Origin of the sequence: Rhodobacter capsulatus (assembly GCF_005144475.1) — a bacterium.
In the GTDB taxonomy this organism is placed as follows: domain Bacteria; phylum Pseudomonadota; class Alphaproteobacteria; order Rhodobacterales; family Rhodobacteraceae; genus Rhodobacter; species Rhodobacter capsulatus_C.
Genome location: NZ_SWJZ01000010.1, coordinates 1 through 19,410, shown reverse-complemented (window position 1 = coordinate 19,410; position 19,410 = coordinate 1). Strand labels below are relative to the sequence as shown.

General features: G+C 65.9%; 19 protein-coding genes. 13 read left to right on the top strand and 6 right to left on the bottom strand.

Translation table 11 applies throughout. The features are described 5' to 3' along the window. Nucleotides 1-33: 33 nt before the first annotated feature. Both nifH (FBT96_RS03285) and FBT96_RS03280 read right to left on the bottom strand, forming a co-directional pair. Nucleotides 34-861: a nitrogenase iron protein gene (nifH, locus tag FBT96_RS03285; RefSeq protein WP_136904938.1), complete on the bottom strand. Its 828-nt coding sequence runs from the start codon at nt 859-861 to the stop codon at nt 34-36. A gap of 276 nt (nt 862-1,137) precedes the next feature. Further along, nucleotides 1,138-2,754 carry a sigma 54-interacting transcriptional regulator gene (locus tag FBT96_RS03280; RefSeq protein WP_136904937.1) on the bottom strand — a complete coding sequence of 539 codons (1,617 nt, stop codon included), beginning with the start codon at nt 2,752-2,754 and terminating at the stop codon, nt 1,138-1,140. Nucleotides 2,755-2,964: 210 nt separating this feature from the next. Here FBT96_RS03280 and FBT96_RS03275 point away from each other — a divergent pair, with 210 nt between their 5' ends. Both FBT96_RS03275 and FBT96_RS03270 read left to right on the top strand, forming a co-directional pair. Further along, nucleotides 2,965-3,582, top strand: a complete 618-nt coding sequence (locus FBT96_RS03275) for a TetR/AcrR family transcriptional regulator (RefSeq protein WP_136904936.1) — start codon at nt 2,965-2,967, stop codon at nt 3,580-3,582. Then, nucleotides 3,579-3,899 (top strand): DnaJ family domain-containing protein, encoded by a 321-nt coding sequence (locus tag FBT96_RS03270; RefSeq protein WP_136904935.1) that lies wholly within the window; start codon nt 3,579-3,581, stop codon nt 3,897-3,899. The genes FBT96_RS03275 and FBT96_RS03270 overlap by 4 nt, the downstream gene beginning before the upstream one ends. On the opposite strand, the gene FBT96_RS03265 is transcribed toward FBT96_RS03270, so the two are convergent. Then, complete coding sequence (locus tag FBT96_RS03265) at nt 3,896-4,450, bottom strand: DUF2087 domain-containing protein (protein WP_136904934.1); 555 nt, start codon at nt 4,448-4,450, stop codon at nt 3,896-3,898. The genes FBT96_RS03270 and FBT96_RS03265 overlap by 4 nt on opposite strands. A 192-nt stretch (nt 4,451-4,642) precedes the next feature. Next, on the bottom strand, nt 4,643-5,539 hold the full coding sequence (locus tag FBT96_RS03260; RefSeq protein ID WP_136904933.1) for a LysR family transcriptional regulator: 897 nt from the start codon (nt 5,537-5,539) through the stop codon (nt 4,643-4,645). Between the two features lie 111 nt (nt 5,540-5,650). Here FBT96_RS03260 and FBT96_RS03255 point away from each other — a divergent pair, with 111 nt between their 5' ends. From FBT96_RS03255 to FBT96_RS03240, 4 genes are all read left to right on the top strand, one after another. Then, entirely contained in the window at nt 5,651-7,072 is a 1,422-nt protein-coding gene (locus FBT96_RS03255) for a form I ribulose bisphosphate carboxylase large subunit (RefSeq protein ID WP_055209661.1), read from the top strand. Nucleotides 7,073-7,095: 23 nt separating this feature from the next. Further along, nucleotides 7,096-7,452 carry a ribulose bisphosphate carboxylase small subunit gene (locus tag FBT96_RS03250; RefSeq protein ID WP_136904932.1) on the top strand — a complete coding sequence of 119 codons (357 nt, stop codon included), beginning with the start codon at nt 7,096-7,098 and terminating at the stop codon, nt 7,450-7,452. Between the two features lie 106 nt (nt 7,453-7,558). Then, on the top strand, nt 7,559-8,362 hold the full coding sequence (locus FBT96_RS03245) for a CbbQ/NirQ/NorQ/GpvN family protein (protein WP_136904931.1): 804 nt from the start codon (nt 7,559-7,561) through the stop codon (nt 8,360-8,362). Between the two features lie 8 nt (nt 8,363-8,370). Beyond that, entirely contained in the window at nt 8,371-10,623 is a 2,253-nt protein-coding gene (locus FBT96_RS03240) for a nitric oxide reductase activation protein NorD (protein WP_136904930.1), read from the top strand. 52 nt (nt 10,624-10,675) lie between these two features. On the opposite strand, the gene cowN is transcribed toward FBT96_RS03240, so the two are convergent. After that, nucleotides 10,676-10,954, bottom strand: a complete 279-nt coding sequence (gene cowN / locus FBT96_RS03235; protein ID WP_136904929.1) for a N(2)-fixation sustaining protein CowN — start codon at nt 10,952-10,954, stop codon at nt 10,676-10,678. Between the two features lie 58 nt (nt 10,955-11,012). Next, entirely contained in the window at nt 11,013-11,636 is a 624-nt protein-coding gene (locus FBT96_RS03230) for a Crp/Fnr family transcriptional regulator (RefSeq protein WP_136904928.1), read from the bottom strand. A 140-nt stretch (nt 11,637-11,776) separates the two neighbouring features. On the opposite strand from FBT96_RS03230, the gene fdxD reads away from it, so the two are divergent. From fdxD to rpoN, 7 genes are all read left to right on the top strand, one after another. Then, entirely contained in the window at nt 11,777-12,148 is a 372-nt protein-coding gene (gene fdxD, locus FBT96_RS03225) for a ferredoxin FdxD (RefSeq protein WP_136904927.1), read from the top strand. 279 nt (nt 12,149-12,427) lie between these two features. Further along, nucleotides 12,428-13,315 (top strand): nitrogenase iron protein, encoded by an 888-nt coding sequence (gene nifH / locus FBT96_RS03220; RefSeq protein ID WP_055209654.1) that lies wholly within the window; start codon nt 12,428-12,430, stop codon nt 13,313-13,315. A 65-nt stretch (nt 13,316-13,380) separates the two neighbouring features. Further along, on the top strand, nt 13,381-14,886 hold the full coding sequence (gene nifD, locus FBT96_RS03215) for a nitrogenase molybdenum-iron protein alpha chain (protein WP_055209653.1): 1,506 nt from the start codon (nt 13,381-13,383) through the stop codon (nt 14,884-14,886). A gap of 90 nt (nt 14,887-14,976) precedes the next feature. Next, on the top strand, nt 14,977-16,515 hold the full coding sequence (gene nifK / locus FBT96_RS03210; protein WP_136904926.1) for a nitrogenase molybdenum-iron protein subunit beta: 1,539 nt from the start codon (nt 14,977-14,979) through the stop codon (nt 16,513-16,515). A 226-nt stretch (nt 16,516-16,741) separates the two neighbouring features. Continuing rightward, entirely contained in the window at nt 16,742-17,062 is a 321-nt protein-coding gene (locus tag FBT96_RS03205; protein ID WP_136904925.1) for a HesB/IscA family protein, read from the top strand. 10 nt (nt 17,063-17,072) lie between these two features. Then, complete coding sequence (locus FBT96_RS03200) at nt 17,073-17,507, top strand: NifU family protein (protein WP_136904924.1); 435 nt, start codon at nt 17,073-17,075, stop codon at nt 17,505-17,507. Between the two features lie 147 nt (nt 17,508-17,654). Next, the gene (gene rpoN, locus FBT96_RS03195) at nt 17,655-18,941 is read left to right on the top strand and encodes an RNA polymerase factor sigma-54 (protein ID WP_136904923.1); all 1,287 of its coding nucleotides are present in this window, start codon (nt 17,655-17,657) and stop codon (nt 18,939-18,941) included. Nucleotides 18,942-19,410 lie beyond the last annotated feature (469 nt).

Below are 19,410 nucleotides of genomic sequence, written 5' to 3'. Positions count from 1 at the left end.
GCGCCGGGCGCGGCGCCCCTGGCGGTCCTTGGATCAGTCCATCAGGCCGTATTTGACGACCATGGCTTCCAGCTCATCCATGGCGAGGGGCTTCGGGATCACGAAATCCTCGTTCTCGATGATCTTGCGGCCCAGTTCGCGGTATTCCTGCGCCTGATTGGCGTCGGGCTGGAATTCGGTCACGGTCTGCTTGTTGAACTCGGCCTTCTGCACGATGTTGTCGCGCGGCACGAAGTGGATCATCTTGGTGCCGATGGCCTTGGTGAATTCGGCAAGGAACTCTTTCTCGCCGTCGACATTGCGGCTGTTGCAGATGATGCCGCCCAGACGCACGCCCGATTGCCGGGCGTATTTCGCCAGACCCTTGCAGATGTTGTTGGCGGCATAGATCGCCATCATCTCGCCCGAGGCGACGATGTAGACCTCCTGCGCCTTGCCGTCGCGGATCGGCATGGCGAAGCCGCCGCAGACCACGTCGCCCAGCACGTCGAAGAACAGGAAATCAAGGTCTTCGCTGTAGGCTTCGTTCTCTTCCATCAGGTCGATGGCGGTGATGACGCCACGCCCGGCGCAGCCCACGCCCGGCTCCGGCCCGCCCGATTCCACGCAGCGGATGTCCTTGAAGCCGGTCTTCACGACCTTGTCCACGGTGACGCGCTCGGCGCCCTCGATGCGCAACGTGTCCATCACCGTCGCCTGCGGCAGCCCGCCGAGGATCAGCCGGGTGCTGTCGGCCTTGGGGTCGCAGCCGTGGATGAAGACGTTCTTGTCGTGGAAATAGGCAAGGGCTGCGGCGGTGTTCTGGGTGGTCGTCGATTTGCCGATACCACCTTTGCCGTAAATGGCGATCTTGCGGGTCATGGGGTCGCTCCTTGGGAAGGGATGTCTTGCGACGGCGTTTCGCAGCCGTCTGAACCCTATAGAGCAGCCCCCGTGCCAAGCCGGTTTCGGGGCGAAAATCTTCATCCAACCATCTGACGCAAAAGGATATTTCAGGATCCCCTCTGCCCCGCCACCAGACAGGATTTCCTTACCGTTATGTAACCGATTACCGTTCGGTAAACGGACTTCCGAACGGGCTGCAGCAAAGAAAAAGCCCCGCCGAAGCGGGGCCAGTGTCGTGTCGGATTTAAGGTGTCAGGCCGAGGCGCGGTAGCGGTGCGGATCGATGCCCAGCCGCCCCATCCGCAGCCCCAGCACCCGGCGCGACACCTGCAACAGCTCCGCCGCCTGGCCGATATTGCCCTGCGTCGTCTTCAACGCCTCGACGATCATCTCGGTCTCGACCAGCCGGACCTTTTCCTCCAGCCCCAGCCCCAGCGTCGTCCCGGTCTCGCGCGCCGTCTGCAGCGAGGGCGGCAGGTTCCAGGCATGGATCACCGCATCATCGGACAGGATCACCGCCCGCTCGATGACGTTTTCAAGTTCCCGCACATTGCCCGGCCAGTGATAGGCCATCAGCATGTTCAGCGCGGGCGTCGAGATCCGCTTGACCGATTTTTCCATCGCCTTGCAGGCCTTGGCGACGAAATGATCGGCCAGCAGGATGATGTCCGACCCCCGGTCGCGCAAGGGCGGCACGGTGATCGGCACGACGTTGAGACGGTAAAACAGATCCTCGCGAAAGCGCCCCTCGGCCACCATCCGCACCAGTTCCCGGTTCGTCGCCGCAATCACCCGCACATCGACCTGAACCGGGGTGCTGCCGCCCACCCGTTCCAGCGTGCGATCTTGCAGCACGCGCAACAGCTTGGCCTGCACCGAGGGGCTGAGTTCGCCCAGCTCGTCCAGAAACAGCGTGCCGCCATCGGCCTGTTCGAACAGCCCCTTGCGGCTGGCCAGGGCCCCGGTGAAGGCGCCCTTCTCATGGCCGAAGAGCAGGCTTTCCGCCAGCGTCTCGGGGATCGCGGCGCAGTTGAAGCGCACGAAGGGTTTCGCGGCGCGGTCCGAGGAATAATGGATCGCCGAGGCGACCAGTTCCTTGCCGACCCCGCTTTCGCCCAGGATCAGCACCGTCGCCCGCGTCTTCGAGACCTTGCCGATCAGATCATAGACATCGGCCATCATCGCCTTGGAATTGCCGATGATGTTGCCGGGCTTGAAGCGTTCGCGCAGGGCATCGCGCAGCTCGCGGTTCTCGCGTTCCAGTTCCAGCTTCTCGACATTGGCGATCAGGTAAAGCTCGACCGTCGGCGCGATCATCAGCGCGATGGCGGCCAGAAACTCGGCATCCTGCTTCAAAAGCCGCTGGTTGAGGTAACTGCGCTCGCCGCCGATCGTGCCCAGAACACGCTTGCCCAGCATGATCGGCACGCAGACGAAGGCGAGTTTGCGCCGGGATTCCCCCGCATGCGCCCCGGTGCGATCCAGAAAATCGGGGCTGTCGTGCAGCCGCGGCGCGATGATCACCCGCCCCGTCTCGGCGACCTTGCCGGTGATGCCCTCGCCCATCGCATAGACGCCGCGGCTTTCCTCTTCCGCGGTCAGCCCGAAGCTTTGATGGATGAAGACCTGGCCGCGGCGGCGGTCCATCAGCGCCACCGTGCCCCGCTCCATCCGCATTTCACTGCGCATCGTCTTCAGGATCATGCCCAGGCTCTCGCCCGGATCGGGGGATTGCGAAATCACCGCGTTCAGCCGGTAAAGCGTCGGCAACAGGTTCACCCGGCATTCGCCGGTGAAACATTGGCCGAATTCGTCCTCGGGACTGGCCTGCCCAAGTTCGAGTGCCTCGACCTGATCATCGCCGCACATGACCGACTCCGTTATATAGTGATTCCATATAACGACAGGCTGCGCCGCACAAGCACACCAATCCAAGGGCCGCGCCCGCCTCTGTGCGGGAAGGCCGGCAAGAACCCCGGACCTGCCCGTTATTCGGGCAAGCCTGCCCCGCCCGAAGGCGCTTTGGGAAGGTGCCGACGCGGGGTTGCCCTTTACAGAAATCAATCATATGATTGAGTCATGACCGGACAGACCTCCCCCCAGCCCTATCTGCGCCAGGAGACGCGACGCGAGATGATCGCGGCGGCGGCGCAAACTCTGATCCTCGAAAAAGGCGCGGCGGCGCTGCGCACCCGCGATGTGGCGGCCCGCGTCGGCATCAACATCTCGACGTTGCATTTCCATGTCGCCACCAAATCCGGGCTGTTGCTTCTGGTGGCCGAAACGACGCGCGCGGCCTTCGAGGCCCTGCTGCCGCCCGCGCCCGACCCCGCCCGGCCCGCGCAGGATCAGCTGCGCGCCGAGGTGCAGGCCTATCACGACAGCCTGCGCGACCGTCCCGAACTGGCCGCCTGTTTCGCGCAGCTGGCGCAGATCGCCCCGTCAGAGCCCGAGATCGGCGCGTTGATCGCGGACTTCACCCGCGGCTGGTGCGCCCGCTACACCGGGATTCTCGGCTTTGGCCGGGCGCAGGGCGTCTTTCGCGCCGATCTGGACCCGCTTCCGGCGGCGCTGATGATCACGGGGGCGCTGACCGCCTTCGGCCCGCGCGGCCCCGCGGGGCTGGCGCTGTTCTGGCCGGTTTTCACCGAAATCGAACGCGGGATGCTGGCCCGCCCGCAAGGAGGCGAGAGATGAAGTTTTCCGACATGGCGGAACGGCAGATCCTGAAGGCGCAGGCCGAGGGGCAGTTCGAAAACCTGCGCGGCGCGGGCAAGCCCTTGAACATGTCCGACAATGCGGGCAGCTCTGATGCCGTGGGCTTTCGCATCATGGCCGAGGCGGGCGCCCTGCCGCGGGAAATCGAGCTGCGCAAGGCGGTCGAGGCGCAGACCGAAAAGCTGCGCGCGGCCCCGACCGAAGAGGACCGCCGCCGCGAGGCCAGGGTTCTGGCCGATCTGCAGCTGCGCCTCGACATCGAAGCCGAGGCGCGGCGGCGGTTTTACGGCCGTTAAGGGCGGCTGCGCGGCGCCAGCGCGCGGATCAAAAGCCGCGCCTCGGCGGGCGGGGCCTGTTCCCGCCGCAGGTAATTCGACCCGTCCGGATCGCGGCGAAACAGACCCAGTCCGACCAGATCGCGGCGCAAGATCGCAGGATCGCCAAAAAGATGCAGCGCCTTGAGCCGCTCGCCGATCTCGCGTTCGGACATCGGCGTCGCCGCGGGCAGCCGCGCCCAAAGCGCCCAAAGGCACAGGATCTGTTGCGCCCGTTTCGAGGGCCAGCGCGTCAGCCGCCCCTCGGCATCGAAAGAGCCCGCCACCTTGGCGATGCGGCGCGGATCGACCGGCTCGGACGGGGCCTCGGGCGGCGGCGGCGCGGGGTCGGCAGCGGGCGCGGCGCCCGCGCGCAGGTGCTGGAAGTTGCGAAACCCCGCCGCCCGCGCCAGCATGTTCAGCAGGCTCAGATGCGAGGGGGCCTTGTCCGGGCGGGCGGCCAGTTCTGCGCCCAGGGCACGGGAAAATTGCGAAAGATCCGCGATGGCAAGCGGAATGGATTGTCTCGGCATGATCGTTCCTCGGGGGCCGTCGATCCATCGCTGGTCGCTGACTTGCGACGAGGCCCCGGGAAGCCGGGTCTGTCACGGGAAATCAGGCAGGTTTAGCTTCCCTTGCGGGACAGCGACGCCTCGGTGAACTGCCGACCGTGGATTGGGGCTAGCATGAAACCGGCGTTTTCGCAAGCGGGGCGGGCGGGCACGTCAGCTGGTGCCTGCGCCGCCGCCCGCCAGATGCGCCAGAAAGGCCGTGGCCGCCACCGACAGATGCTTGCCGCGCGGATGGGCGACATTCCAGACCCGCAGCAGCGGAAAGCCCTGCACATCCAGCACCACCAGCCGCCCGGTCTCGGCCTCCAGCGTGATCGTGTCCTGCGACAGGATCGCGAGACCCAGCCCCGCCGCCACCGCCGCCTTGATCGCCTCGTTCGAGCCAAGCTCCATCCGCACCTGCGGCCGGATGCCGTTGTCGGCAAAGAACTTTTCCGCCGCGGCCCGGGTGCCGGACCCGGGCTCGCGCAAAATGAAGGGCGCCTCGGCCAGCGCGGCAAAGGGCACCGCGGCCACGCCCGCCAGCGGATGACCCGGCGGCGCCAGCACCAGTATCGGGTTGCGCGCGATCGGACGGGCGACGACATCAAGCCCCTCGGGCGGCTGACCAAGGATGCACAGATCGTCCTCGTTCGCGGCCAGACGCGCGATCACCGTCTGCCGGTTGGTGACGGTCAGCGCCACCTCGATGCCGGGGTTTTCGGTGCAGAACGCCCCCAGAAGCCGCGGCAGGAAATATTGCGCCGTCGACACGATGGCCAGCCGCAGCCGCCCCCGCCGCAACCCCTGCAGATCGGCCAGCTGCATCTCCAGCCGCTCGATCCCCTCCAGCGTCTCGCGCGCGGTGGCCAGCACCGCCTGCCCCGCCTCGGTCAGGAACAGCCGCTTGCCGATCCGGTCGAGCAGCACCGCGCCGAGCGCCTCTTCGAGCTGCTTGACCTGGGTGAAGACCGCGGGCTGGGTCAGGTGCAATTCCTCGGCGGCACGGGTGTAGCTGACGTGCCGCGCCACCGCGGCAAAGACCTGCAACTGGCGCAAGGTGCAACGCATGATAAGCTTTTCCCTATTCTGTAACTAAAAACTATTCAGTTTTGTAAAGTCACGCAAGGCCGCATAGTCCCGGCAAGCCCCGCAGCAACGGGCCAGCCACACGAGGGAACCATGGCAGCCAAGACCTATGACGCCGGTGTCAAAGACTACCGCTCGATCTATTGGGAACCGCAATATCAGGTGAAGGACAGCGACATCCTGGCCGTGTTCAAGGTCGTGCCGCAGCCGGGCGTGAGCCGCGAGGAAGCCGCCGCCGCGGTCGCCGCCGAAAGCTCGACCGCGACCTGGACCACGGTCTGGACCGACCTTCTGACCGATCTCGATTACTACAAGGGCCGCGCCTATGCGATCGAGGATGTCCCCGGCAGCGACGAGGCGTTTTATGCCTTCATCGCCTATCCGATGGACCTGTTCGAGGAAGGTTCGGTCGTCAACGTCTTCACCTCGCTCGTTGGAAACGTCTTCGGTTTCAAGGCGGTGCGGGCGCTGCGGCTGGAAGACGTGCGGTTTCCGCTCTGGTTCGTGATGACCTGTCCCGGCGCACCGCACGGGATGAAGGTCGAGCGCGACCTGCTCGACAAATACGGCCGCCCGCTTCTGGGCTGCACGATCAAGCCGAAGCTCGGCCTTGCCGCCAAGAACTACGGCCGGGCGGTCTATGAATGCCTGCGCGGCGGGCTCGATTTCACCAAGGACGACGAGAACGTCAACAGCCAGCCCTTCCTGCGCTGGCGCGACCGCTTCCTGTTCTGTCAGGAAGCGATCCGCAAGGCCGAGGCCGAAACCGGCGAGCGCAAGGGCCATTACATGAACGTCACCGCCGGGACGATGGAGGAGATCTACGAACGCGCCGAATTCGCCAAGGAAATCGGCACGCCGATCATCATGTCGGATTATCTGACGGTCGGCTGGGCCGCGCATACGAGCCTGTCGCGCTGGTGCCGCAAGAACGGGATGCTGCTGCATGTTCACCGCGCCATGCATGCGGTGATGGACCGCAACCCCAATCACGGCATCAACTTCCGGGTGCTGGCCAAGATCCTGCGGCTGATGGGGGGCGATCATCTGCATTCGGGCACTGTCGTCGGCAAGCTGGAAGGCGACCGCGAGGCGACGATCGGCTGGATCAACCTGCTGCGGGATCGCTTCATCAAGGCCGACCGGTCGCGCGGGATCTTTTTCGATCAGGATTGGGGGCCGCAGCCGGGGGTGTTCCCGGTCGCCTCGGGCGGCATCCATGTCTGGCACATGCCGGCGCTGGTCTCGATCTTCGGCAATGACTCGGTGCTGCAATTCGGCGGCGGCACGCTCGGCCACCCCTGGGGCAATGCGGCGGGCGCCTGTGCGAACCGCGTCGCGCTGGAGGCCTGCGTGCAGGCCCGCAACGAGGGCCGCCATCTCGAAAAGGAAGGCAAGGAGATCCTGACCAAGGCCGCGCAGTCGAGCCCCGAGCTGCGCATGGCGATGGAAACCTGGAAAGAGATCAAGTTCGAATTCGACACCGTCGACAAGCTCGACGTGCAGCACCGCTGAGACCCGGCCCGAAAGGACACCAGATGAGCACCGTTCAGGACTACCCCTCCCGCCTCTCGCGCCCGGAAAGCCGCAAGATGGGCACCTTTTCCTATCTGCCGCCGATGGGCGAGGCCGAAATCCGCCGTCAGGTCGACTGGATCGTGAAGAACGGCTGGAACCCGGGGATCGAGCACACCGAACCCGACTTCGCCACGCAGATCTATTGGTACATGTGGAAACTGCCGATGTTCGGCGAAACCGATGTCGATGCGATCCTGGCCGAGCTGAAAGCCTGTCACGAGGCGAACCCCGGCCATCACGTCCGGCTGATCGGCTACGACAATTTCACCCAAAGCCAGGGCGCCAACATGATCGTCTATCGCGGCACCGCCGTCTGACGGACCCTTGAGACCCTGCCCGCCGCCCCTCCCCTCCCGGCGGCGGGCGCATGGCCCGCCGCGACCTTCTTTGCGGCGGGCCCCTTTCCCAATCCACGAGGCTGCCATGACCGATCCTACCCAGCCTTTCCGCATTCCGGCCGAACCCTGGTATCGCCCGGTCGCCGATGAAATCGCGCTGTTCGAGGCCGCCCATGCGGCGCGGATGCCGGTCATGCTCAAGGGCCCGACCGGCTGCGGCAAGACCCGCTTCGTCGAGCACATGGCCTGGCGGCTGGGCAAGCCCTTGGTCACCGTCGCCTGCAACGAGGACATGACCGCCTCGGATCTGGTGGGGCGGTTCCTGCTCGATGCCACGGGCACGCGCTGGCAGGACGGGCCTTTGACCTTTGCCGCGCGGCACGGCGCCATCTGCTACCTGGACGAGGTGGTCGAGGCGCGGCAGGACACCACCGTCGCCATCCACCCGCTGACCGACAATCGCCGCGTTCTTCCGCTTGAAAAGAAAGGCGAATTGCTGCGTGCCCATCCCGATTTCCAGCTCGTGATCAGCTACAACCCCGGCTATCAGGCGCTGATGAAGGATCTCAAGCAATCGACGAAGCAACGCTTCGGCGCGCTCGATTTCACCTGGCCCGACCATGGCGTCGAGGTCGAGATCGTCGCGCATGAAACCGGCATCGACCCGGCGCTGGCGCAAAAGCTGGTGGCGATCGCGGAACGGGCGCGCAACCTCAAGGGGCATGGGCTCGACGAGGGGATTTCAACGCGGATGCTGGTGCATGCGGGCGGGCTGATCGCCGAGGGCGTGGCGCCGCTGGCCGCCTGCCGGATGGCGCTGGTGCGCCCGATCACCGACGATCCCGACATGCGCGACGCGCTCGACGCCGCCGTCACCACCTATTTCTGAGGCCCGCCATGTCCGCCCCCGAGACCCTGCCCGCCCCGGAGACCCTGCCAGACGCGGCGCAGGAGACCCTGACGCGCCTTGCCCCCGAGGCCGCGCGGCAGCTTTCGGCGCAGGGTCGCGCGGTCTGGCACGCGGGGGCGGCGGCGCTTTCGCGCAGCGGCAAGGGCGACGAGGCGGTGCAGGCCTGGGCCGAGGCCGCCCTGCCCGTCGCGCGCGATCTGGGCGAGGATGTGCTGCCAGACCTTATGCGCGCCTGTCTGGCGATGGCGGCGCGCACCTCGGGCGCGGTGATCGCGCGGGTGCTGGCGACGGCGCCGCTGGCCGCGCGGCGACTGGGCGACGCCGATCTTTTCCGCGCCTATCTGGGGTTTCTCGACCTGCTGCTGGCGCAGGCGCCGCGGGGTCTGCGGCCGATGCTCGATCAGCTTGACAGGCTTCTGGGCGTGCTGACGCTGGGCGGTCTGCGCCGCTGGGCGCTGTGGGGCGCCGAGATGCACCGCACGAATTACCCCGAACAGGCGCGCTATTTCGCGCTCGAAAGCGCCGAGGCGCAGGCGGTGCTGCAGCGCGAACGCAAGGGCGTGCTCTTTGTCGACATCCACCGCCGCATCGGCGCCTATCTGCGCGCGCTTTGGGGGCGGGATTTCCCGATGCGTCCGACCTCGGGCGATTTTGAATCGCGCGACGGCCTGCGGCCCTGTCTGGAGGCCGGGGTGATCCATCTGCCCGACGCCTGGGACGATATGGACGGCGCGACGGGGCTTGACCTTTACCGCGCCGCCGCCGCCCATGCCGCAGCCCATCTGGCGGCGCGGCGGGGACCGCTGCCGATGGAGGGGCTGTCCCTGCATCAGCGCGCCTGTATCGGGCTGATCGAGGATGCACGGGCCGAGGCGCTGACGATCGCCCGCTTTCCCGGACTCGGCCCGCTTTGGGCGCGGTTTCACACCGGCACCGGGCCGCTGGATCGGATCGCCCGGGCGCTGCTTTCGCCCGAGGCGCCGGAAACCGACCCGAACGCGCTTTGGGCCCGGGCCGCGCTGGCCGGTGCCGATCTTGCAGACGAGATGGCCGCGCTGCGCATCGGTCTTGCGCTGGCCGGGCGGCTCGATCCGCGCCTGCCCGCGCCCGCCCTGCCCTATCGCGATGACAACCGCGCGCTTTGGGAAGGCGACGAAAGCGACTGGTCGATGGCCGCCGCGCCCCCCGCGCAGATCCGCCGGTATGTCTCGGTCTCCGAGCTGGTGAACGAGGTCGAGGTCGAAACCGCGGGCGACGACGCGCAGGAAATCCTGGTTTGCGCGACAGAGCTGTTCGATGATGCCGGGCACAGCGTCAACGCCCGCGAGGGCCGCCCGCCCGTGGCGCCGCCGCGCCGTTATCCGGAATTCGACCACCGCACCGGGCTTGACCGGCCCGACTGGACGACGGTGCATGACAAGCGCCCCCGCCCCGGCGATCCGACCCTGGCCGAGGCGATCTTGCAGGACCACCGCCCGGTTCTGGCGCGGATGCGCCGGGTGCTGGAGGCGCTGCAGCCGCAGGGCGTGCAACGGTTGCGGCGGCTCGAAGACGGCGACGAGCTGGATCTGAACGCCGCGATCAGTGCGGCGGTCGATCTGCGGCTGGGCCGCCAGCCCGACCCGCGGGTGATGATGCGCCAGCGCCGCAACCAGCGCGATGTGGCGGTGCTGCTGTTGCTCGATCTGTCCGCCTCGACCAATGATCCGGCGGGGCCCGGGGGCACGCGGCTTTTGGATCTCACCCGCGCCGCCACCGTGCTGCTGGCCGAGGCGGTGCACCGCGTCGGCGATCCTTTCGCGCTGCACGGCTTTTGCTCGGACGGGCGGCACAATGTGTTTTACCAGCGTTTCAAGGACTTCTCCGAAGACTGGGGGCCTGGCCCCAAGGCCCGGCTGGCGGGAATGGAGGGGCAGCTTTCCACCCGGATGGGCGCGGCGATCCGGCATGCGGGCTGGCATCTGGGCCAGCAACGCGCGGCGCGCAAGCTGCTTTTGGTGCTGACCGACGGGGCGCCTGCCGATATCGACGAACGCGCGCCCGCGCATCTGCGCCACGACGCCCGCGCCGCGGTGGCCGCGCTGGCGCGGCAAGGCGTGCAGCCCTTCTGTCTCAGCCTCGATCCCGCGGCGGATGCCTATGTGGCGCAGATCTTCGGGCCGCGCGGCTATCAGATCCTTGACCGCGTCGAGCGCCTGCCCGAGCGTCTGCCCCGGCTTTACGCCGGGCTGGCCCGCTGAGGCCGCCGCGGTCCGGCGGGCCATCCTGAAAAGAAGAAGATCCCCGGTCCGGTCAGAGGCAGTGATGCTCGATGTGCCAGAGCAGCGCCAAGGCCTCGGCGTCGTCTTCCTCTTCGAAGAAGCTCATCAGCGCATTGACCTGCGCGCCGATGAACCGCAGCCGGTCATGGCCCATCCGCGCGTTTTCGGCCAGTTTCTTCTCGAAATAGGCCACCCAGCGCGAGTCGTTGCCCGCCATCCGCGTCGCCAGCATCTCGCACAGACGGTCGGCATTGGTATCGCAGGCGATGCCCGTGAAGGTCACGTAACGGTCGGGGGTCTGGTCGTTCATGGCGGGGTTCCTCGGCTGGTCCGGCTTGTTTCTTAGGCGCGGCGGCCCGGAATTTCTGTCAGCCGGATGACACTTCGGCCAGACGCGCCAGCTGGCCCGGATCGTGCAGGCAAAGCTGCTGCCGTCCCGGCCGCGACAGCACGCCCGCGCGGATCAGCCGGTTGATCAGCGTCGAGAGCGTCTGCCGCGTCGTGCCCAGCGCGGTGGCCAAAGCCTCGGTCGGGCCGATCAGCCGGATCGTGTCGGCGCCCTGCGCCTGCCGCTCGGCCAGAAGATGGCGGGCCAGCCGCGCCTCGACCGGGCGGAAGGCCAGATCCTCGATCAGATCCAGCGCACCGCGCAGGATCTGGCCCACTTCGCGAAAGGCCGCCACGCCAAGATCCGGGTGCCGCGTCACCAGATCGAGCATCTCGGCCACCGGCCAGCTGCGCACCTGCGCGGGCTCGGTCGCCACCACCCAGACCCGCGTATGGGTGACGAACAGCCCGCCCGCGCGCAGCTGCGCCAGCGTCACCTCGCGCCCGGCGCCGGTCAGGCAGAGCCGCACCGCGCCGGTTTCGATCAGGATCAGCCGGTCCGAGGGCGCATCGGGCCGCGCGATCGTCTCACCCGCGGCGTAGCGGCGGCGCAGACCGCCCTCAAGGCGGGAGATCCAGTCGGAGGAGGGGGCGGGCGGGGGCATCGGGCTTTGGCGCAAGGGAGGAACCGGGCCAAGCCTAGGTCCGGCCCCGGCCCCCGGCAAGCCCCGGTTTCGGGGCGCTGGCATGGCCCTTGCTGCGCGGCCTTCGGGACGTTCCCTCAACAACAACCAAGAGGACTGCGATGCCGAACATCACCTTCACTTCGCCCATCATGAAGAAAGACAAGACCATCTATGCGGTGGCGGGCAACACCGCGACGATCCTGTCGCTGGCCAAGGAACATGCGATCCCGATCCCGTTCGAATGCGGTGACGGCGATTGCGCCTCGTGCCTGATCGAGGTCACCCATCTCGACAACAAGCCCGCGATGGCGATGACCCTGACCGAAAAGGAGAAGGCGCGGCTGAAAGAGCTGCAGATGATCACCGCCGAGGAGATCGAGGCGGCCGAAGTCAGCGACCTGCCGCCGCGCTTCCGTCTGGCCTGCCAGTTCATCCCGCGCGATGAAGACGTGATGGTGCATTTCACCGGCACGCCCGGCGGCTCGGTCTGAAATCGCCGCGAACGACCGGAAAACCCCGCCGCTCTGGCGGGGTTTTTTCATGGCGTCCCGACGGGCGGCCCGACAAGCGGCACCGACAAAACCGCCGCCCGCGCCGGAGGCCCTACAATTTGTAGGCCGTGTTCCCTTTCGAACAAAACCGACAAGACAATGACTTTGAATGATTATTTCGGAAAATCCCGGTTGGCACGAAGGCTGCTGTAGAAGCTGTGAGCCCGGTTACGAACCGTCTCGATATTCGTGAAGCACCAACCCCCAAGGGAGCCACACATGGGCAAACTCCGTCAGATCGCCTTCTACGGCAAAGGTGGTATCGGCAAGTCGACCACCTCGCAGAACACCCTCGCCGCGCTGGTCGAGATGGGTCAGAAGATCCTCATCGTCGGCTGCGACCCCAAGGCTGACAGCACCCGTCTGATCCTGAACACCAAGCTGCAGGACACCGTGCTGCATCTGGCCGCCGAAGCCGGTTCGGTCGAGGATCTGGAAGTCGAAGACGTCGTGAAGATCGGCTACAAGGGCATCAAATGCACCGAAGCCGGCGGTCCGGAGCCGGGGGTTGGCTGCGCCGGCCGTGGCGTCATCACCGCGATCAACTTCCTTGAGGAAAACGGCGCCTATGACGATGTGGACTATGTGTCCTACGACGTTCTGGGCGACGTGGTCTGCGGCGGCTTCGCCATGCCGATCCGCGAAAACAAGGCGCAGGAAATCTACATCGTCATGTCGGGCGAGATGATGGCGCTTTACGCCGCCAACAACATCGCCAAGGGCATCCTGAAATACGCGAACTCGGGCGGTGTGCGTCTGGGCGGGCTGATCTGCAACGAACGTCAGACCGACCGCGAGCTGGAACTGGCCGAAGCGCTGGCCGCGAAGCTGGGCTGCAAGATGATCCACTTCGTGCCGCGCAACAACATCGTGCAACACGCCGAACTGCGTCGTGAAACGGTGATCCAATACGCGCCGGAAAGCTCGCAGGCGCAAGAATACCGCCAACTGGCGGAAAAAATCCACAACAACTCGGGCAAGGGCGTGATCCCGACCCCGATCACGATGGAAGAGCTGGAAGAGATGCTGATGGATTTCGGCATCATGCAATCGGAAGAAGATCGCGAAAAGCAGATCGCCGAGATGGAAGCCGCGATCAAGGCCTGAGGCCTGACAGTTCAGGTGGGCGCCCTGCCCACCTTTTCGAAACCTGAAGTGAGGGAGCCAAAAGAATGGCCAAAGATCACGCGGGCGGCCCGGAAGACCTTGAGAACCTGATTGCGGAAGTTCTCGAAGCCTATCCGGCGAAAGCTCAGAAGAAACGCGCCAAACACCTGTCGGTGGCCGGTGCGACCAGCGAAGACGCCGACGCCGTCACCGGCATCGCGTCGAAATGCGACACCGTCAAATCGAACATCAAATCGGTCCCGGGCGTGATGACGATCCGCGGCTGCGCCTATGCCGGGTCGAAAGGCGTGGTCTGGGGTCCGATCAAGGACATGGTCCACATCAGCCATGGTCCGGTCGGCTGCGGGCATTACTCGTGGAGCCAGCGCCGCAACTACTACACCGGGAAGACCGGCGTGGACAGCTTCGTGACGATGCAGTTCACCACCGATTTCCAGGAAAAGGACATCGTCTTCGGCGGCGACAAGAAGCTGGAAAAGACGATCGACGAGATCAACACGCTGTTCCCGCTGGCCAATGGCATCACCATCCAGTCGGAATGCCCGATCGGCCTCATCGGCGACGACATCGAGGCGGTGTCGAAGAAGAAGAACAAGGAAATCAACAAGACCATCGTTCCGGTGCGTTGCGAGGGTTTCCGCGGCGTGTCGCAGTCGCTTGGCCACCACATCGCCAACGACGCCGTGCGCGACTGGATCTTCGAGCAGCCGGAAAGCGAAAACACCAAGGCTTTCGAGCCCGGCCCCTATGATGTCAACATCATCGGCGACTACAACATCGGCGGCGACGCCTGGGCCTCGCGCATCCTGCTGGAAGAAATCGGTCTGAACGTGATCGGCTGCTGGTCGGGCGACGCGACGCTGGCCGAGATGGAACGGGCGCCGAAGGCGAAGCTGAACCTGATCCACTGCTACCGCTCGATGAACTACATCTGCCGCTACATGGAAGAGAAGTATTCGATCGGCTGGATGGAATACAACTTCTTCGGCCCGACGCAGATCGAAGCCAGCCTGCGCGCCATTGGCGCCAAGTTCGACGAGACCATTCAGGCCAATGTCGAAAAGGTCATCGCCAAATATCGGCCGCTGGTCGACGGGATCCTCGCGAAATACAAGCCGCGGCTCGAAGGCAAGTCGGTGATGCTCTATGTGGGCGGCCTGCGTCCGCGCCACGTCGTCACCGCCTATGACGATCTGGGCATGGTGATTGCCGGGACGGGCTATGAATTCGCCCATAACGACGACTACAAGCGCACCGGCCATTACGTCAAGGAAGGCACGCTGATCTATGATGACGTCACCGGCTACGAGCTGGAGAAGTTCATCGAGAAGATCCGCCCCGACCTCGTCGGCTCGGGCATCAAGGAGAAGTATCCGGTGCAGAAGATGGGCATTCCGTTCCGTCAGATGCACTCGTGGGACTATTCGGGCCCCTATCACGGCTACGACGGCTTCGCGATCTTCGCGCGCGATATGGACATGGCGATCAACAACCCCGTCTGGGGCCTGTTCGACGCGCCCTGGGACAAAGCCCCGATCGCCGCCGAGTGAGCCAAAGGGGGGCGGTGCGCCGCCCCCACCCTCCCTTCCCCCCGTCGGTGCGTCCCGGAATGCGGACGGCCTTTGACAAGGAATTGACCCATGCCCCAGTCGGCTGACAAGGTGCTCGACCACTCGAAACTGTTCTTCGAGCCTGAATACAAAGAGATGCTCGCCAACAAGAAGGCGACCTTCGAATGCGGCCATTCCGCCGAAACCCTCGCCCAGATCGGCGACTGGACGGCGTCCTGGGAATACCGCGAAAAGAACCTCGCCCGCGAAGCCCTGACCATCAACCCGGCGAAAGCCTGCCAGCCGGTCGGCGCCGTCTTTGCCGCGCAGGGCTATGAAGGCACCCTGCCCTTCGTGCACGGCTCGCAAGGCTGCGTGGCTTACTACCGCTCGCATCTGTCGCGCCACTTCAAGGAACCCTCGGCGGCGGTTTCGTCCTCGATGACCGAAGATGCGGCGGTGTTCGGCGGTCTGACCAACATGGTCGAGGGCCTGGCCAACGCCTATGCGCTTTACAAGCCGAAGATGATCGCCGTCTCGACCACCTGCATGGCCGAAGTCATCGGCGACGACCTCAACTCCTTCATCCTGAAGGCGAAAGAGGCCGAAAGCGTGCCCATGGATTTCCCGGTGCCCTTCGCCCATACCCCGGCCTTCGTCGGCAGCCATGTGGACGGCTACGACAACACCCAGAAAGGCATCCTGTCGATGTTCTGGGCCGATGCGACCCGCGTGGCGAACGACAGCCTGAACATCATCCCGGGCTTCGACGGTTACGCCGTGGCGAACAACCGTGAAATCAAGCGCCTGCTCGACACGATGGGCGTCGATTTCACCTTCCTGAGCGATGTGTCGGAAGTCTATGACACCCCCTCGGACGGGCATTACCGGATGTATGCGGGCGGCACCAAGCTGGAAGACGCGAAAGCCGCGGTGAATGCGAAAGCCACGCTGTCGATGCAGGAATGGTGCTCGCCGAAGACGATGGAATATGTCGCCACCACCGGGCAGGACACCGCCGTCTTCAACTATCCGATGGGCGTTTCGGCCACCGACAGCTTCCTGATGAAAGTGTCGGAGCTGACCGGCAAGGCGATCCCCGACAGCATCAAGCTGGAACGCGGCCGTCTGGTCGATGCCATCGCCGACAGCCAGGCCTATCTGCACGGCAAGACCTTCTCGATCTTCGGCGATCCGGACTTCGTGCTGGGCATGGCGAAGTTCATCATGGAGATGGGCGGCGAGCCGGTGCATTGCCTGGCCACCAACGGTTCGAAGAAATGGGCCGAGCAGATGAAAGCCGTTCTGGCCGCTTCGCCCTTCGGCAAGCAGGGTCAGGTCTGGGCCGGCAAGGATCTGTGGCACATGCGCAGCTTCCTGATGACCGAACCGACCGATTTCCTGATCGGCTCGTCCTATGGCAAGTATCTGGAACGTGACACCGGCATCCCGCTGATCCGTCTGACCTTCCCGATCTTCGACCGGCACCACCACCACCGCTTCCCGACCTGGGGCTATCAGGGCGGCCTGACGGTTCTGGTGAAGATCCTCGACGCGATCTTCGTCAAGGCCGACGCCCGCGCCGGGGACTGGGGCAAGACCGACATCAGCTTCGATCTGACCCGCTGAGCAACGCTTTCTCTCGACCTGGGCCGGCAGTTTCGACTGCCGGCTTTTTTCGTTTCGGCCCGGCGTCCGGCAAGGGACACAGCCGCCCGGCCCGATTTTCCGCATTTACAACAATGTCTGTCGCAAATCCCCCAATGTCGGCCCGAAGCTTGCACGGCAAGGCCGAAACACCTGGCACGCTTCTTGCTGGGTCATTCATGAAGCTTCAACCTGTCAGGAGAGCGTCATGATCGAGATCACCCCCCCCGCCAAGGCAGCGATCCGGTCCGCCATTGCCAATGCAGGGCAGCCGGTGGCCGGTCTGCGGTTGCTGGCGCAGGCCGGAGGCCGCGACGGACTGCGATACGGCATGCTGGTGGAACGCCGGGCCGCGCCCGACGACGAAACCCTGATCATCGACGACGTGACCGTGCTGATCGACCCCGAGACCCGCCCCCATATCGCGGGCACGAAGGTCGATTTCGTCACCTCGGGCACCGGCGCAAGCTTCGTCTTCGAAACCACGGCCACCAACCGCCCCGGCGGCTGCGGCCCGTCGTTCTGCTGAGGGGGATGCGATGAAAGACCTGCTCGACGAAACCCGCGCCCTCGCAACCGCCACGGCACCGCAACGCCCCGCCGCCCCCCCCGCCGCCGCCGCCCTTGCCGCGCGGCAGGCCGCGGGCGGCAAGGCCCCCGACACCGCGGCCTTTCTGGCCAATTTCGTGAAGATCGGCGAGATCGCCGCCCCGAAAGCCCCGGCCCGGCCGCTGTTCTCGCCCGAGGAAGAGGCCGAGGTGGTCGCCGAGCTGATCGCCGAGATGCGCCCGATGTTCCAGCGCGACGGCGGCGACATCGAGCTTGTCGGCATCGCGGGCGCTGCCGTGCGGGTGCGGCTTTCCGGCAGCTGCGCGGGCTGCATGATGTCGGCGCGCACGCTCTCGACGGTGCAGACCCATCTGATCGAAACGCTTGGCCGCCCGGTCCGGGTCGTCCCCGAGATCCGGACCTGAGATGCCCCGCGCCCGCCCCCTTCGCTGCGCCGAAAAACCCGGCACAACCCGGGGTGGTGCGGCGCGGATTTCGGCACCGACCCTTTTTCACCCCTGCGGCGCCCTGCCGCCCCACGCAATGACCCGAGTTTGAGATAGGTTGTCCCCATGGAACTCGCGCAGACGCTTTCCCAAAGACAGACGATGCAGATGGCGGGGCAGATGCTCCATTCCCTCGCCATCCTTGGCATGTCGTCGCAGGATTTGTCCGAGCATCTGACCGAACAGGCCACGTCGAACCCGTTCCTGACCTACCGTGCCCCGCCCGCCTTCATCGCCCGCGGCGGCGAGGATTTCGATGCCGTCGCCGCGGTGGCCGCGCACAAGCCGAGCCTGATGGCCCATGTCGTCGATCAGATCGAGATGGCCTTCGGCGAAAACACCGACCGGCTGCTGGCGCTGCGCTTTGCCGAGGCCCTGGAACCGAGCGGCTGGCTGGGCCAGAGCGTCGACAGCATCGCGCTGGCCGCGGGCGTCACCCCCGCCCGCGCCGAGGCGGTGCTTTCCGTGCTGCAGGGCTTCGAGCCCACCGGCCTGTTCGCCCGCGACCTCTCGGATTGTCTGATCCTGCAGGCGCGCGAGGCTGACATCCTGACCTGGGAAGTCGAAACGCTGATCCGCAACATTCCGCTGATCGCGGAAAACCGGCTGTCCGATCTGGCCGAGCTGTGCGATTGCGACATCGGCGACATTCCGGAAATCATCAAGCAGATCCGGCACTTGAACCCGAAGCCGGGGCTTGCTTTCGACCATCAGCCGACGCCGGTCTTTCCGCCCGACCTGATCGCCCTGCGGGGCGCCGAGGGCTGGACTGTGGAACTCAACCGCGCCACCTCCCCCACGATCACCGTGCGCGAGGATCGTTTCGCCGATGGCAGTGCCGATGTGAAGGCCCGCGCGGAACGGCGCAAGGCGCTGGCCGAGGCCCGGGCGCTGGCGCAGGCGCTGGAACGGCGCGGCGATACGCTGTTGCGCACCGCCGCCGTGCTGGTCGCCCGGCAATCGGCTTTCCTCGACAAGGGGCCCGCGCATCTGGTGCCGCTGACGCTGGAGGATGTGGCCTCGGAACTGGGCCTGCATGCCTCGACGATCTCGCGCGCGGTCTCGGGGCGGATGATCCAGACCCAGACCCGGGCGCTGCCGCTGCGGGCGTTCTTTTCCCGCGCGGTCTCGACCCAGGGCGGCGGCGAGGCGGTGTCGCGCGATTCCGCGCTTGATTTCGTGCAGCGCACGGTGGGCGGCGAAGATCCGCAGAACCCGTTGTCGGACGACGCGATCGTGACGCTGGCCGAACGCGCCGGGCTGCGGATCGCGCGGCGCACGGTGGCGAAATACCGCTCGACGCTGGGGCTTGCCTCGTCCTACGAACGCCGCCGCGCCGCCGCCGCGCGCTGAGTCTGCGAAACCCCGGGAACGGCCAAACCGGAAGCGCCACTTTTTTCGGCGCTCACGCCGGAATCGCTTCAAAGTTGCGCTTAACGATCCGTCAATCACCCTCAGGTCGCGACATATTGGCACTTGGGACTGTTTGCGCCGTGCATCCGGGCGCAAGCTTGACCAAGTCTCGACATGTCCGCCACGGCCCCCAACCGCGATCGAACGATCCACGCAGCGCAGACTGCGGCACCCCATGGGAGGGGGTGATCGTCGTTTGATCCATCCCGGCGCCGGGCCAGCGAGGGAGAACAGTGATGATCGACATCCGGGACCGGCTCGTCCCCCAACCGCAGGCAAGACATCGCTCGGCGCGGGCCACGGCCGACCGCCTGGCGCTGGACGCGCTTTACGAGATCGCGAAGACCTTTGCGGCGGCGCCCGATCCGGTGGCGGAGGTGCCGCAGATCTTCAACGTGCTGTCCTCCTT